The organism is Lentzea californiensis (assembly GCF_024648825.1).
In the GTDB taxonomy this organism is placed as follows: Bacteria; Actinomycetota; Actinomycetes; order Mycobacteriales; family Pseudonocardiaceae; genus Lentzea; species Lentzea californiensis.
On sequence record NZ_JANBBE010000006.1, the window covers coordinates 18,999 to 32,978 of the forward strand.

General features: G+C 71.6%; 15 protein-coding genes. 4 read left to right on the forward strand and 11 right to left on the reverse strand.

Annotation, left to right across the window (positions count from 1 at the left end; translation table 11 throughout):
- Positions 1–50: 50 nt before the first annotated feature.
- Both LX88_RS22055 and LX88_RS22060 read left to right on the forward strand, forming a co-directional pair.
- The gene (locus tag LX88_RS22055) at positions 51–338 is read left to right on the forward strand and encodes a WhiB family transcriptional regulator (protein ID WP_090063512.1); all 288 of its coding nucleotides are present in this window, start codon (positions 51–53) and stop codon (positions 336–338) included.
- Positions 335–1,192 (forward strand): MerR family transcriptional regulator, encoded by an 858-nt coding sequence (locus LX88_RS22060; protein WP_258949696.1) that lies wholly within the window; start codon positions 335–337, stop codon positions 1,190–1,192. Before LX88_RS22055 ends, LX88_RS22060 begins: the two co-directional genes overlap by 4 nt.
- On the opposite strand, the gene LX88_RS22065 is transcribed toward LX88_RS22060, so the two are convergent.
- The 7 genes from LX88_RS22065 to LX88_RS22095 form a co-directional block, all read right to left on the reverse strand.
- The gene (locus tag LX88_RS22065) at positions 1,189–2,634 is read right to left on the reverse strand and encodes a cryptochrome/photolyase family protein (protein WP_258949697.1); all 1,446 of its coding nucleotides are present in this window, start codon (positions 2,632–2,634) and stop codon (positions 1,189–1,191) included. The genes LX88_RS22060 and LX88_RS22065 overlap by 4 nt on opposite strands.
- Complete coding sequence (locus tag LX88_RS22070) at positions 2,631–3,842, reverse strand: NAD(P)/FAD-dependent oxidoreductase (protein ID WP_258949698.1); 1,212 nt, start codon at positions 3,840–3,842, stop codon at positions 2,631–2,633. The genes LX88_RS22065 and LX88_RS22070 overlap by 4 nt, the downstream gene beginning before the upstream one ends.
- Entirely contained in the window at positions 3,839–5,362 is a 1,524-nt protein-coding gene (locus LX88_RS22075) for an FAD-dependent oxidoreductase (protein ID WP_258949699.1), read from the reverse strand. Before LX88_RS22075 ends, LX88_RS22070 begins: the two co-directional genes overlap by 4 nt.
- Positions 5,359–6,051 (reverse strand): class I SAM-dependent methyltransferase, encoded by a 693-nt coding sequence (locus tag LX88_RS22080; protein ID WP_258949700.1) that lies wholly within the window; start codon positions 6,049–6,051, stop codon positions 5,359–5,361. The genes LX88_RS22075 and LX88_RS22080 overlap by 4 nt, the downstream gene beginning before the upstream one ends.
- Complete coding sequence (locus tag LX88_RS22085; RefSeq protein WP_258949701.1) at positions 6,038–6,349, reverse strand: lycopene cyclase domain-containing protein; 312 nt, start codon at positions 6,347–6,349, stop codon at positions 6,038–6,040. Before LX88_RS22085 ends, LX88_RS22080 begins: the two co-directional genes overlap by 14 nt.
- Positions 6,349–6,675 carry a lycopene cyclase domain-containing protein gene (locus tag LX88_RS22090; RefSeq protein ID WP_258949702.1) on the reverse strand — a complete coding sequence of 109 codons (327 nt, stop codon included), beginning with the start codon at positions 6,673–6,675 and terminating at the stop codon, positions 6,349–6,351. The genes LX88_RS22085 and LX88_RS22090 overlap by 1 nt, the downstream gene beginning before the upstream one ends.
- An 80-nt stretch (positions 6,676–6,755) precedes the next feature.
- A complete protein-coding gene (locus LX88_RS22095; protein WP_258949703.1) occupies positions 6,756–7,217 on the reverse strand; it encodes a hypothetical protein in 462 nt (153 codons plus the stop codon).
- Between the two features lie 224 nt (positions 7,218–7,441).
- Between LX88_RS22095 and LX88_RS22100 the strand changes: the two genes are divergently transcribed.
- Positions 7,442–8,029, forward strand: coding sequence for a histidine phosphatase family protein (locus LX88_RS22100; RefSeq protein ID WP_258949704.1), 588 nt, complete (start codon positions 7,442–7,444; stop codon positions 8,027–8,029).
- A gap of 267 nt (positions 8,030–8,296) precedes the next feature.
- On the opposite strand, the gene LX88_RS22105 is transcribed toward LX88_RS22100, so the two are convergent.
- From LX88_RS22105 to LX88_RS22115, 3 genes are read right to left on the reverse strand one after another with little or no spacing between them, the layout of a single operon-like run.
- On the reverse strand, positions 8,297–9,643 hold the full coding sequence (locus tag LX88_RS22105) for a PEP/pyruvate-binding domain-containing protein (protein ID WP_307790868.1): 1,347 nt from the start codon (positions 9,641–9,643) through the stop codon (positions 8,297–8,299).
- Positions 9,631–10,239, reverse strand: coding sequence for a transcriptional regulator (locus LX88_RS22110; RefSeq protein WP_258949705.1), 609 nt, complete (start codon positions 10,237–10,239; stop codon positions 9,631–9,633). The genes LX88_RS22105 and LX88_RS22110 overlap by 13 nt, the downstream gene beginning before the upstream one ends.
- Positions 10,236–11,312 carry a TetR/AcrR family transcriptional regulator gene (locus LX88_RS22115; protein WP_258949706.1) on the reverse strand — a complete coding sequence of 359 codons (1,077 nt, stop codon included), beginning with the start codon at positions 11,310–11,312 and terminating at the stop codon, positions 10,236–10,238. The genes LX88_RS22110 and LX88_RS22115 overlap by 4 nt, the downstream gene beginning before the upstream one ends.
- Before the next feature lie 139 nt (positions 11,313–11,451).
- Here LX88_RS22115 and LX88_RS22120 point away from each other — a divergent pair, with 139 nt between their 5' ends.
- Positions 11,452–13,329: a tetratricopeptide repeat protein gene (locus tag LX88_RS22120; RefSeq protein ID WP_258949707.1), complete on the forward strand. Its 1,878-nt coding sequence runs from the start codon at positions 11,452–11,454 to the stop codon at positions 13,327–13,329.
- Here the strand turns inward: LX88_RS22120 and LX88_RS22125 are convergent.
- Positions 13,226–13,921 (reverse strand): DUF4386 domain-containing protein, encoded by a 696-nt coding sequence (locus tag LX88_RS22125; protein WP_258949708.1) that lies wholly within the window; start codon positions 13,919–13,921, stop codon positions 13,226–13,228. The two genes, LX88_RS22120 and LX88_RS22125, sit on opposite strands and share 104 nt — an antisense overlap.
- Between the last annotated feature and the right edge of the window lie 59 nt (positions 13,922–13,980).

The window sequence follows — 13,980 nt, forward strand, 5'->3', positions numbered from 1 at the left end:
TTTTAGGATGGTGTCCCCATCGAGGTCGACTCACGGAGGACGTGCTCGTCATGCCTGAACTGTCCCGTCTGCCTCAGCCGGTCGCGGAATCCTGGGACTGGCAGCTGGCCGGTCTGTGCCGCGGCATGGACAGCGCCTACTTCTTCCACACGCCCAACGAACGCGGCTCCGCGCGTGACCAGCGCGAGGCCGCGGCGAAGGCCATCTGCCAGCGCTGCCCGGTCATGGAAAAATGTCGATCGCACGCGCTGGAGGTCCACGAGACCTTCGGCATCTGGGGTGGACTCGGAGAGAGTGAGTTGAGGGCGATGCTTGCGAAGCGCGCACGCAGGACGTGACGTACACGCCTCGTGCTGTGGCCGGGATGCTCGGCATCGCCCCCACCACGCTCAGGACCTGGGACCAGCGCTACGGCCTGGGGCCCTCCGTTCGCACCGACGGCGGCCATCGCCGCTACGAGGACGCGGACGTCGAGGTGCTGCGCCGGATGCTGGCGCTGACCGCGCAGGGCGTGGCCGCGTCCGCCGCGGCGGTGCTGGCACGCAAGCAGCCGGTGGCTCCGCCCGGCGGCGAACGCACTCCGATCGGCTCCGCGGAAGCCTCGGTGGCCCAGCAGAGTTTCCTGGGCGCCGCGAAACGTCTCGACGAACCCGCGATGGCCGACATCGCCGCGAAGCTCCTCGCCGCGCACGGTGTCGTGGCCGCATGGGACGCGGTGTTCGTACCGGCACTGGTGGAACTCGGCGAACTGGTCGCCACGAGCGGGCAGGGCGTGGAGATCGAGCACCTGGCGAGTGGGAGCGTCCTGCACGCGTTACGCGGGATCCCGCGCACGACCAGGCCCGCGCCGCTGTCCATGTTGCTGTCGTGCGCACCGGACGAACAGCATTGGCTGCCGCTGGAAGCGCTCGGCGCCGCACTGTCCGAACAGGACCACAGGTGGGGCAACCTCGGGGCGCGGGTGCCCGCCGAGGCGTTGTGCGACGCGGTGGCCCGCTTGTGCCCGCAGGTCGTGCTGATCTGGGCGCACCGGCAGGACCTGGCGCTTCGGGTGCCTCTGGACGAGCTCGGCACGCGCTCGGGGGCGGTGGTCGCGGTCGCCGGTTCCGGGTGGGAGGGCGTGGCGCTGCCGTCGTTCGTGCGCAGGCCGATGTCCCTGACCGAGGCGATCGGGCTCGTGGTGGACCGCTAGAAGATCTTCCGGTCGCGTTCTCCCGCCCGGACCTCGTCCAGGTCGGAGATGCGCCGCAGCCCCTGCACGGCTCGCGTCATGCGGTGGTTGCCGCTCACCCGGTCCTCGTGCCGGTCGAGCCACGCCCAGTACCCCGCGGTGAACGGGCACGCTCGTTCGCCCGTGCGCCGCTTCGGGTCGAACCAGCACGTCGCGCAGTGGTCGGTCATGCGGTTGAGGTACGCGCCGCCGCTGAGGTACGGCTTGGTCGCGATCACGCCGCCGTCCGCGTGCTGGCTCATGCCGATCACGTTCACCGGCATCACCCACGGGAAGCCGTCCACGAACGACGTGACGAACCAGTCGTTGAGCGCGGCCGGGTCGTAACCGCGTTGCAGCGCGTGGTTGCCGAGCACCATCAGCCGCTGGATGTGGTGCACCCAGCCGTGGTCGCGGACGCCTTCCAACGCGGTCCGCAGGCACGCCGCGCGCACCATGGCGGGCCGCAGCTCCGCCCACCACGACGGCAGCGGGGCGGTGGCGCGGAAACCGTTGCTGCGCCGGTACTCCGGGCCCAAGTGCCAGTACAGGTGCCACACGTACTCGCGCCAGCCGAGCACCTGCCGGACGAAGCCCTCGACGCTCGCCAGCGGCGCGTCGCCGGCGCGGTACGCGTCCTCCGCCGCGTAGACGACCTCCAGCGGGTGCAGGAGCCCGTGGTTGAGCGGCACCGACAACAGCGAGTGCGCCATCGTCCAGTCCTTGGCCAGCACGGCGTCCTCGTGCGGGCCGAAGTGCGGGAGGCGGTCGCGGAGGAAGACCTCCAGCGCGCTGAGCGCCTCCTCCCGAGTGATGGCGAAGCGGCGCGGGCCGTCCCTGCCCACCGCGGGCAGGTCCATCGCGTCGAGGTCCGCGCGCACCCCGGCGTCGATGTCGTCCTCTTCCGGCCAGAAGGGAGCCGGAACGCCGAGCCTTCCGCGTTTCGGTGGTGGCTCGCGGTTCTCGGTGTCGAAGTTCCAGCGGCCGCCCACCGGGACCTCGCCCTCCATCAGCACGTCGAAGCGGGTGCGCTGGTAGTGGTAGAAGTCCTCCATCAGGAACCGTCCGCGTGCGCCCGCCCACGCGGAGAACTCGTCGCGGGACAACGCGAACGCGGGGGTGGGCAGCACCTCCACACCGAGTTCGGTCAGCATCTGGAGCGCGGAGGCCGAACCCGGCTGGTAGGCCACCAGCGGCCGTCCCAGGTCCCGGATCGCCTCGCGGTAGGTGTTCGCCCGCACGAGCGTGACGCGGCCGGGGAACTCGGCGGCGAGGTGCCGCATGCCGGACAGCACCAGGTGCAGCTTCTGCCGGTGGTACGGCCTGCGGCGCAGGGCCGCCGCCGACTCGACCATCACGATCTCGTCGTGGCCTGCGTGGAACTGCGGGCCGAGCTGGTCGCCGAACAGCAGCAGCGTCGTCACCGATCACCACGCAGGTCGGCCAGCACGGCGTGCGCGGCCCTGCGTCCCGAGTGCAGTGCTCCCTGGATCGAGCTGGTGTCGCGGTGGTCACCGCACACGTACCGGCGGCCGCCCGCGCGAACGGACTGCTTCAACCGGTGGGGCGCGGTCATCGCGGGAATCGCGTGCGGGATGTCGTAACGCCGCAGCACCTCCCACCGGCTGGTGTCCGTGCCGTAGAGGCGATCCAGGTGCGTGCGCACGGCCTGCTCGGACGCTTCGCCGAGCACCGAGGCCTGCACCAGTGGAGCGTGCGGCGAGTACGGGCGCGACACCTCCGACATCACCGCCGTGTTCACGACCGGGCCGCCACCGGCGTCGATGACCAGGCACCCGTCGCGCAGCGGGGACCGCGGCGGGCGGAAGTACCACGTGGTCACGCCGTTCCAGCGCGGCTCGGCCAGGCCCGGCAGCAGGCGGGCCGCGGTCGTGCCGTCCGTCGCCACCACCACGGCGTCGGCGGCGACCCGGCCGCCCTCCTCCAGCTCCACACCGTCGTCGTGCACCGCCCGGACGGCGGTCTCCAGCTGGACGACGTCCTGGGGCAGCCGTTCCGCCATCGCCTTCGGCAACTCCCCCATGCCGAGCGCCGGCACCGCGGCGCCACCGCGGGCGAAACTGCGCCACACCAGGTGGAAGAACCGCGACGACGTGCTCAGCTCCGATTCCAGGAACACACCGGACAGGAACGGCCGGAACACGGCCTCGACCGCGCGGCCGGACACCCCCAGCCGTCGCAGCGCCTCGCGGGTCGTGCGGTCCGGCGCGGTGAACAACGGCCGCACCGGACCGAAGGCGTCCGGACCCGAGAACCGGGCGATCGCCGCTACGTCCCGCACGCCCAGGACGTGCTGGCGCAGGAACCCGTCCCAGGCCGCCGGCCCGCTGCGCGGATCGGCGAGCAGGTCGTGCCTGCCGTCGTCGTGCACGAACACGCCCGGCCTGAAGTGCCGCAACGGGAACGGCTCCAGGCCCAGCCGCTCCAGCTCGGGGTAGGCGGGCAGCATGATCTGGAACCCGCGGTCGAACCGCACGCCGTCCTCGACGTCGGTCCGCACCCGGCCACCGACCTCGTCGCCCGCCTCGAGCACGGTGACCTCGACGCCCGCCGCAGCCAGTTCGAGCGCGGCGCTCAGGCCCGCGAGACCGGCTCCCACCACGACGATCACAGCGTCCTCCAGCGTCGGGCGGCCGCGCGCAGCAGCGGAGCGCGGCCCTCGGCCGACACCGTCCACAGGTCGGTGCCCGCGACGCCCCAGCGGCTCAGCAGGTGGTTGGCGGCGGCGAAACCGGTGGTGGCCGCGCGTTCCATGAGCGCGACCGGCAGGTCGATGCGCACGAGATCTCCCGCCACCACCAGGAAGTCGTCCGGTGTGGTGACGCCGGGCCGTCCCGCGTACCCGCCGGCCGGGAAGAGCGGGCAGTCCTCGCGCAGCTCGTGGCGCTCGTCGACGACGCCCGCCCGCTTGGTCTCCGGGTAGACCTCGGTGAGCTGCGTCCAGAGCCGGGCGCGCGCGTCCTGTTCGTCCACATCGGACGGCAGCGCGTAGCCGTGCAGTTCCACCACGGAACCACCCGTGCGTGCGGCCCAGGCCCGTGCCTCGTGCTCGTAGTGGTTGAGCACGCTGATGTTGTCGAGCAGGTCGTGGCCGCCGGTGCCGAGGAAACCGGGCCGGTCCGCGTCCACCGGCGTGTCCAGCCAGTACCTCGACACGAGGAACCGGGGTGCGGTGCGCAGCCCGCCGACCTTCTCGCGCCACGCGGCGTCGCCGAGCGCGGGCGAGTCGCCGACGAGTGACCGCAGGCCCGGGACGTCCGCGGCGAGCACCACGGCGTCCGCCTCGATCGCGCCGTCGCCGATGGTGACGGAGAACCGCTTGTCCTCCCCCGGCAGCACGGACCTGACCTCGGTGCCCGTGCACACCGTCGCGCCCAGCAGGGCCAGGTGGCGCCGCAGCGGCTCCCACAGGCCGTGCGGGAACGGGTCCGCGGCCACGTCGAACAGCAGCCCTTCGCTGGAACCGAGGAAGTAGATGTGGAACATCACCGCGAGCTCCGCGGCCGACATGCGGGTCGGGTGGGCGAAGAAGCTGCGGGAGAACACCTCGAAGGCGAGGGCGTGCGCGGCCTCGGGGAAGCGGATCCGTTCCAGGTAGGTCGCGGCGTCGATGCCGTCGAGCTCCTCGTACACCCGCGGCACCGACACGTCGAGCAGCGACAGCGCGGCCCGCGCGTTGACGCCGGGCAGGTCGCGCCAGCGGAACGTGGGGCTGCTGCGCAGGAACGCGAGGACGTTCCACGGCACGGTCTTCGGGAGGTTCGCGAAGCCGTCCCGGTGGCCGGACGCGTGCTGCAACGGGTAGTCCGGCACCGCGACCAGGGCACGTCCGGCCGGGTCGACGCGTTCGAGCAGGGCCCGGAGGTTGTAGTACTGCCGGAAGAACGCGTGGAAGCCGCGCGTCATGGTGGCGTCGCTGCCGTCCGCGAGCCTGGTGCTCCAGCCGCCGACCCGTCCGCCCAGGTAGTCCTCCCGTTCGCACAGCACGACCTGCGCCCCGCGCTCGGCGAGCAGCGTCGCGGCGGAGAGTCCGGCGATGCCACCGCCCACCACGACGACGACGGGCGCGGTGCCTTCGAACTGCGCACGGCCGGCCGGGGCCGGGATCCGCACGGCCTTGCGATCCCTCACCGCTGCTCCTGTTCCGGCACGTGGCCGCGGAAGGTGTGCACGACACCGAGTTGCAGGCCCGGCAGCGGCGCGCTGCGCACGCCGACGAAGCCGTTGCGCCGCAACCTGTCCCGCAGCGTGGTCGCCCCGTCGAAGTCCATCACGCTGCGCCACAGGTAGGTGTAGAGCGAGCGGTCGCCGGTGACCAGCCACCCCGCCGGCACGATGAACCCGCACAGCAGCGTCCACACCAAGGTGCTCACCGGGGAGTCGCGCACCGAGTACTCGTGCAGCACCAGCGTTCCGCCGGGTTTGAGCAGGTCCTTGATCCGGGTTAGCGTCGCGTCCGGCTCGGGCAGGTTGCGCACCAGGTACGCGGCGAACACCGCGTCGAACTCGCCCTCGTCCACGTCCTCGGCGCGGCTGTGCACGAACCTCACCGTGGCGGGCCAGCGCTTCTCCCTCGCCCGTGCGATCATGCCCGCCGAGGCGTCCACGGCGACGATCTCCACGCCGGGCGCGGCCGCGACCAGCGCCGCGGTGGAGGCGCCCGTGCCGCAGCCCAGGTCGAGCACCCGCATACCGGGCCGCAGGCCGAGCGCTCGCGCGGAGAGGCGCAGCGCCTGGTGATAGCCGGGGTTGAGCCCGACCAGGAGGTCGTAACCGCGGGCTGCCCGGTCGAACTTCCCCGGTACCTCAAGCTTGTTCACGTGCCGGCCTTCCCCGTTCCCACAACAACAAGACGGCGGTGACCATGGCGAACCCGTAGAGGAAGTCCTCCACCGGGATGTCCCACGGCACCCGCACCCCACTGATCGCCCAGTCCGCGTACAACACGATCGGCGCGTCGAGCTTCGTCAGCCACCCGTCCACCGGCACCTGGAACCCGAGCACGATCGCCATCGTGATCCAGTACGCCGGACGCTTGAACAAACCCGTGCGCAGCAAGAAGAACTCCAGCAGCAGCACCACTGCCACCGCCGCCATCGCGGCGACCGAGTACTCCATCAACCATCACGCAACCAGCGCTTCGAATGTCCGCGCACGGCCTCGTAGGTGAGCACCGCGCAGAGCGGGATCACCACGAAGAACAGGACTTCCTCGATCGGCAGCAGCCCTCCGAGCAACACCCCCGTCGTGGCCTCGGGGTGGAAGCTCCAATGGCCCCGCACGATCGCGACGACGTCCCAGACGGCGAGGACGAGCAGCACGGGCGCGATGGCACGCGCCAGATCCGGGCCACGGCGGTAGACGCCGCGTCCCATCCACTCCAGGGGCAGCGTGATGAGCACGCACACACCCAGCACCATCAGGTATTCGTACTGGCTTCGCATCACCGACCTCCCACGACGACCGTATGGGCGGCGCGGCGAGTCTGCACAACGGCGGGACGTCTTCCGCCGGACCGAGGCCGTCAGGTCGTTTCCACCTTGGAGATCGCGTAGTAGGCGTCCACGGTGTCACCGTCGATGCCCACATAAGCGTCGATCCACGCCGCCGCGGCGCGCACCAGCACCAGCACCGCGTCGAACTGCTGTTCCTCCGTCAACGTTCCCAGCACCAGGGCGACACGCCGGTCGTCACCGCACGCCAGTCCGCTCAGCACCTCCGAGGCGACCTCGGCCGCCCGCGCGCAGGTCGCGTCACCCCGCGTCGCCGGCACGGAGATCGGAATGCGGACGGACGGCTCCAGCGAGCCGCGTGGGACACCGCGCAGCAGGATCGCCGCGCACGTGTCGATCGCGACCACCCGCGTCCGCTCGTCCGCCACCAGGCACCGCACGGCGTCGACGGACCACAGGTGATCACGCCTGTTGACCGCGCCCACCGCGGCCAGGGTCACTTCCCTGGCCTGCACTTCATCGAGTCGATGCATCGACTCCCGGTCTCCTTCGCGATCGGCCCCGACTGCGCCCCCGCACACGGATTTCTGTGTTGCTACAACCGCAACTCAGCCATGTTCAAACGACCCTGCCCCCGCTGCATGACGAGTGGCCCGCAGTTCACCCGTCCGCAGCAGCGCATTCGGGACTGCTATGGGCTATTAGCGCACTCTCAGATGTTGATAACATCCCGATGTTGCCGACTTGGAGGCTCACCATGGCGACCAGGCACCTCTACGTGGTGCGTCACGGCGCAGCAGACCCGTTCGGCGAGCTCACCGGCACCGGCGAACAGCAGTCGCACCTACTGGGCGAGCGCCTGGCCCGGTCGCCGATCGACGCGGTCCTGCATTCGCCCCTGGCGAGAGCGACGAGCACGGCGCGGATCCTGGGCGAGCACCTGCCGGGCGTCCCCGTCACCGAGGCCCCCGAGCTGGTAGACCACGTGCCGCACGTGCCCGCCGACCCCCCGCCCGCGTGGACGGGCTTCTTCGACGGCTACGACGCGGCGGAGGCAGCCGCCGGCGCGGGCCTCGCGGAAGCCTTGACCGCCCGGTTCGCGCACCCGGCCGAGACCGGGTCCCACGAGGTCCTGGTCACGCACGCCTACCAGGTGGCGTGGCTGGTGCGGCACGCCCTCGGCGCACCAGCGGACCGGTGGCTGGCGATGAGCTGCGGCAACACCGCGCTGACCGTCCTGCAGTTCCGCGACGGCACGCCACCGTCCTTGGTGCTGTACAACGACATGAGCCACCTGCCGGAGGAGCTGCGCTGGACGGGCTTCGGTCCAGGCACCCGGCCCTGAGTCACGTCACCGCATCCGGGCCGGGTCACCTGCTCACCCCGCTGTTCGTCAACGCGCCGAGCACCCCCTCGCTCAGGCGCACCGTCTGGCCGCCTGCAAGCTCCGCACCTCACCGACGCCGTCACCCAGGCGCCTACTCGCGTTGCCCACCCCACCGTTGCACCCGCAGGAGCACACCTCTTGCCCGGCCGCCACACCGCCCCTTACCGGCCGCCGCACAACATTCCGCCGGGACCCGGCTCCCCGATGCCACGCAACGCACGCCCCTCAAGCGCCGCGCCGCCGCCGGAGCACGACCTGCGCGGCCTCCAGGCGCCTGGCCTCGTCCCGCTCCGGCCGTTCCCCCGACACCTCGTCCGCCCACCCCAGCAACCGGCGCAGGTGCTCGTCCGCCCCTCCCGTGACGACGCGCGGCGTACCGAGCACGACCTCGCCCCCGGTCCCGTCGACGGCGACCATCGCGCCCACGCCGACCGTGCGCCCGCCCATCACCACCGAGTCGCGCCCCACGAGAAGGTCGGCGACTCCTACCACGGCGGGTTTTCCCATCGAGCGCGCGACGACGGCCGCGTGGCTCGCCGGGCCGCCCCGGGCGGTGACGATGCCGGTGGCCGCCGCCAGGCCGCGGATGTCCTCCGGTGACGTCTCCGGACGCACCAGGACGACCGGGCCGCCGGCGGCCATGCGCACCGCCTCGTCGGCCGTGACCGCCACCCTGCCCGCCGCCACCCCCGGGCACACTCCGAGCCCGCGTGCGATGACGTCGGCATCCAGTGCGATCCGGGGTACGCGGACGTGCCGGAGGTGGTGCGGCGACACCCGCAGGAGTGCTTCGTTACGGGTGATCGCGCCGGCGTCGGCCAGGTCAGTGGCCAGGCGGACGGCGGCGGCGCCGGTGAACCTGCCCGGCCGCACCTGCAGCAGCCACAACACACCTGACTCGAAGGTGAACTCGACGTAGCAGGCGTCGCGGTGGTGCTGTTCGATCCGGCTCAGGGCGTCGAGCAGGTCGCGCCAGGCCGCGGGTTCGCGGTCCGCGAGTGCGTGCAGGGGCAGTGTCAGCGTGCGGCCGGAGACGACGGCGTCGCCCTGGTGTCCGAAGAGGACTTCGCCGAACGGCGTGTTCTCGCCTGTGCCGGGATCGCGGCTGAACGCGACGCCGGAGCCGCTGCGGCCGTCGCGGTCGCCGAACACCATGCGCTGCACGACCACGGCCGTGCCCAGGTCGTGCGGAATGCCGTGCAGGGTGCGGTAGGTGCGGGCGCGAGGTGTGTTCCACGACGAGAACACCGACTTCAGCGCCTCGTCGAGCGAGTCCGGCGTGAGGCGCAGGTTGAGGATCGTGTCCATCATGCCGGGCATCGACACGGCGGCCCCGGAACGCACCGAGACCGTGGAGGGGCCCAGGACCTCGATGGCCGAGGCCAGTTCGTCGCCGAGCCCGCCGGGGAGCCGGCCCGTGCGGAGGAAGACCCGGCAGGCCTCGGTGGTGACGACGAAACCGGCGGGCACCGGCAGGCCCAGGCGGTGCAGCAGCACGAGGCCGTGGGCCTTGCCGCCGACGACCTCCGGTGGTTCGCCGAGTTCACCGGAGAGGTGCCTCACCCACTCCATCGCGCGATCCCCAGCGTGGCGAGGAGGTCCTCGTGCAGCTCCGCCCAGATCGTGTGGAACGAGTCGATGGTGTCGGCCAGCCGCTCGATCTCCCCTGCCTGAGCGCGGTCCAAGGCCTCCGACAGGCGCGCGTCGTAACGGCCGAACCGCGGCACGGCGGCGGCCAGAGCGGCGATCACCACGACGGCACGGGCGTGGAAGTCGGTGAACAGGGCGAGGACGCGGGCGTCGTAGGCGGCGTCGCTGTGGTCGTTGATCGTCGTGACGCCGCCGGCGGACCGGACCTGCCACGCCGTGCACAGGTCGAGCAGCTCGGGGTTGAGCACGAGGAACACGTCGAACGCCTCGGCCAGCGCGGGACGGGTACCGGCCGACTCCAGCTCGGCCTTGGTCCGAGCGGAGTCGGCGGCCCGGCCGGACTCCGTGAGCGCCCACCCGCCGAAACCCTTGTGGTGCGTGACGAGACCGGCGACCGCGAGATCGATCAGTTCGGACTCCACATCGGACTCGGCGAGCCCCGTGAACGACGCCACGCGGGCGAGTCCGGTCGTGCCGACACAGCGCAACGCGTGCAGCACCGAAAGGTCCCTGCTCACTGGGTCGCCTCCCGCCTGCGCGCACCGGCCGCGTAGCCGGCACCGCGGCCGTGGGCGCGCGCGACGATCACGCCGTCCCGCACGCTGACCGCGGACTCGGTGTCGTCGCCGGGATCGGTGAGGCCGATCGACGACGCCACCAGCGCGTCGTCGTCGAGCACCAGCCGGACGTGCTGCCAGACCTCGGGCGCGAACACCCGCCTCAGACAGCCGACGGCGTCCGTCACCCGGAGCCGGACGAGTCGCCCGGTCTCCTCCGGATCGCCGGTGACGACGGCCAGCGTGACCTGTTCGCCGGGCTTCGCGGACCGCACGGCCTCCTCGGCCGCGCCGAGACGACTCGCGCCCAGCACCACCACCAGTCCGTTCGTGAGGTCGACCCGCTCACCACTGATCTGGTCCACGAGACCCTCGGGCGCGGTCCAGGCGTCCGAGCACGTCCGCGCCGGAGCGACGTACGGCAGGTGCGGCGGCGCCCAGGTGTCCTCCAGGGCGATCTCGGCCATGTGCCGGCACGCGTGCGCGACGTCGAACGGGTCACCGAAACCCGGCGAAGTCTCTGACCGGTGACCGGCGCCGTCCAGCATCGTCAGCACCAGCTCCGCCAGCCGGACCCGCCGGACCGGCGCACCCCGTTCGAGGGCGATGGCCAGCAACAACGCCTCCAGCCGCGCGAGCTGCGCCAGCACGGCCGGACCGCGCTCGTCCTCGAAGACACCGTCCAGCGACCGCAACCGCAGCCGCCCGCCCGGCGCCGGGTCGCCCACCAGCGGCAGCCGTTCGAGCCAGACCCGTGCGAACACCCCGAGCGCGTCGACCCGCGACGTCGGTGACACCGTCGCCCGTGGCTCCTCCCCCGATGCCTTCTCGACCAGGTCGATCAGCACCGCCAGGTACAGCGCGCGCTTGCTCGGGAAGTTCGAGTACACCGCCCCGCGCGTCAGCTCCGCCCGTTCGGCGATCCGGTCCACCTTCGCCGGCAGGAAACCGTGCTCGGCGAACTCCTCCCGCGCCGCCGCCAGCACCGCGGCACGCGTGCGCGCCTGCTGCTGCACCCGAGTCAGCCGAACCATCGCCACTCCCGCCGAACGCGCTTGAGATGTTCTGAACATCCAGATTACCCTAACCTCCGAATGCGTCCTTCCGGGCGGCCCGAATCGATGTCTGCGACGAAGACGTGCGCGGCTCGAACCAAGCCGGACGTGGTGACCGGTGCTGGTCGACGGACTGCCACCGGTCGCCGCCGAGTTCACCGGCCGCGCCGCGGACCTGAGCGCCGTCGCCGCAGCGCTGGGCAGCCCTCAACCTCTTGTGGTGTCGACGGGCCTCGCCGGCGTCGGCAAGACCACGCTGGCGGTGAAGGCGGCCCACGCCGCCGCAGGCAGGTTCCCGGGCGGTGTGCTGTTCATCGACCTCCACGGTTACTCCACACCCGTCGAACCGCAGACCGCTCTCGCCACCTTCCTCACGGCGCTCGGCGTGTCGTGCGTACCGGAGACGCGGCCGGAACGAGAGGCGCTCTACCGCTCCCGGCTCGCGAAACGCCGGCCGGTGCTGGTGGTGCTGGACAACGCGTCGTCGTCCGAGCAGGTCCGGCCGCTGCCGCCGGGCGACCAGCACCGCGTGCTCGTGACCAGCCGGCACACACTCGGAGATCTGCAGGGCGCCCGGCGTGTCGGGATCGACGTGCTGCCGGCCGACGACTCGGTGACGATGCTGGCGAACCTCCTGCAGGCCACCGATCCCGCCGACACGCGGATCGCCGACGCCCCGCAGTCCGCGCACGAGATCGCCGAACTGTGCGGATGGTTGCCGCTCGCCCTCGGCATCGTGGCCGCCCTGCTGTCCGACGATCCCGGACTCCTGCTCGCCGAACTCGCCGTGCTGCTGCAGGAAGCGCGGCTGGCCGAACTCAGCTACGACGACTTCGCCGTCCGCGCGGCGTTCGACCTCTCGCACGCCAGGCTTGCTCACGAGGAGCAGCGGCTGTTCCGGTTGTTGTCGCTCAGTCCCGGTCCCCAGATCAGCACCGGGGCCGCGGCGGCACTGGCCGGCAGGTCACCGCAGTCCACGCGGAAACTGCTGACCGGCCTGCGACGCGCGCACATGATCGAGGGCGGTGAAGCGCCCGGCTGGTTCCGCTTTCACGACCTGTTGCGGCTGTACGCGGCGGAACAGTGCGAAGCCGATGCGGAAGAGTTGCGGGCCGAGCGCGAGAGCGTCATCGCCGTCGTAGCTCTCGCGCACCGGACCGGCCGTCGTGAACAGGTGCTGCGCCTGGCGTTCGCCTTGGGCTCGTTCCTCTACTTCTTCTACGGCCGCCGCACCGCGGTGGAAGGGATCTCCGCCTACGAAATGGCTCTGGACGCCGCCGTGAGCCTGGGCGATCGGACAGCGGAGGCCAAGGCCCTGCTCGGGCTGGGGCGCCTGCACCGCGAGATGGGCCACGACGAGGCCGCCCGCGCACGGTTCGAGTCGGCCGCCTCGGTGAGCCGCGAACTCGGTGACGACGAGAGCCAGGGCAAGGCGCTGTACAACCTCGGCCTGCTCTCCCGTCACCGCAAGGACTTCGACTCGGCGCAGAGGTTCTACGACGCGGCTCTGGCGGCCTACCGCACGAGCGGGCACCGCCCCGGGGAGGCCCAGGTCAACTACAGCCTGGGCGTGCTCGCCGACGACGTGGAGCTCTCGGACCGCGCGGTCGGGTACTTCCTGGACTGCATCGAGATCGCCGAGGAGGTCGGCCGGCACGACCTGATGGGGCATGCGCACAAGCACCTCGCGTTGATCGCGTGTGACACCGATCAGCAGGAGGAGCAGCGCCAGCTGCACGCCGCCCATGCCGCCTACCTCGCAGGGGGACACCAGCGGAAGGCGGAACGGCTGTGGCCGCAGTTCCGGAAAAGCCAGGCGCAGCATGCGGTCGCGCGACTGACGAGCGCCGCCACCAGCGGCCTGCGCTTCCTGTCGTGGTGTCCCGTGCCAGTCAGAGGACGCGGCTCGGAACGTTCTCAGAACCGGCCGGCACCGGGGAACGAACGCCTCGGACGAGCAGGTAGAGCATCAGGCCGAACTCGGCCAGCGAAGTAGGAGCCGACACCACGTCACGGACGAGTCCGGGGGCGCCGGGCAGGGCGAACGCGATCACCGGATCGGCGATCCACGCGAAGCCGCCGACGATCAGCAGCACGCCCAGCGGCTTCGGGAACAGGGCGGAACGCAGGGCGAGGTAGCCCATCGGCAGCAGCCACAGGCCGAAGAACACGCCGCCGAGGGTGTATCCGTAGCCGTGCAGGTCGAGCAGGAGCAACGCGAGCTCGTCGGTGAGCGCGGGATCGGTGGCGACTCGCAGCGCCCCGTGGTGGAGCGCGAGGTTGAGCAGGATGGAGCCCGCACCGACCGACACGAACACCAGGAGCGCCGTCGCGGCGCGCTCGTCGACGTGGTGCAGCAGACGCTGCAGGGCCAGTCCGAGGAAGACGAAGACCACCGCCATCAGCACGTCCGCCGCGAGACCCCAGCGGAACAGCGTTTCGTGGGCCACGATGTTGGCCGCGGTGGCGGCGGGATCGCCGGGCACGTGCACGCCGTCGCGCACGACCAGGTGCGCCCAGGTGCCGAGGACGACGAGTGCGAGGTACAGCAGACCGGCGATTCTCGCGAGCGTCTTGGGCTTGGTCATGGCTTCTCCTTGTGGCGCAACGCCGGTAGCGGTGATGACGGCACCAACGCTGCCCTGTC

Bases quoted from the DNA above. Each gene is read 5' to 3' on its own strand.
- LX88_RS22055 (WP_090063512.1), top strand. From the start codon at position 51: ATGCCTGAACTGTCCCGTCTGCCTCAGCCGGTCGCGGAATCCTGGGAC.
- LX88_RS22085 (WP_258949701.1), bottom strand. From the start codon at position 6,349: ATGGAGTACTCGGTCGCCGCGATGGCGGCGGTGGCAGTGGTGCTGCTG.
- LX88_RS22090 (WP_258949702.1), bottom strand. From the start codon at position 6,675: ATGCGAAGCCAGTACGAATACCTGATGGTGCTGGGTGTGTGCGTGCTC.
- LX88_RS22095 (WP_258949703.1), bottom strand. From the start codon at position 7,217: ATGCATCGACTCGATGAAGTGCAGGCCAGGGAAGTGACCCTGGCCGCG.
- LX88_RS22100 (WP_258949704.1), top strand. From the start codon at position 7,442: ATGGCGACCAGGCACCTCTACGTGGTGCGTCACGGCGCAGCAGACCCG.
- LX88_RS22105 (WP_307790868.1), bottom strand. From the start codon at position 9,643: ATGGAGTGGGTGAGGCACCTCTCCGGTGAACTCGGCGAACCACCGGAG.
- LX88_RS22115 (WP_258949706.1), bottom strand. From the start codon at position 11,312: ATGGTTCGGCTGACTCGGGTGCAGCAGCAGGCGCGCACGCGTGCCGCG.
- LX88_RS22125 (WP_258949708.1), bottom strand. From the start codon at position 13,921: ATGACCAAGCCCAAGACGCTCGCGAGAATCGCCGGTCTGCTGTACCTC.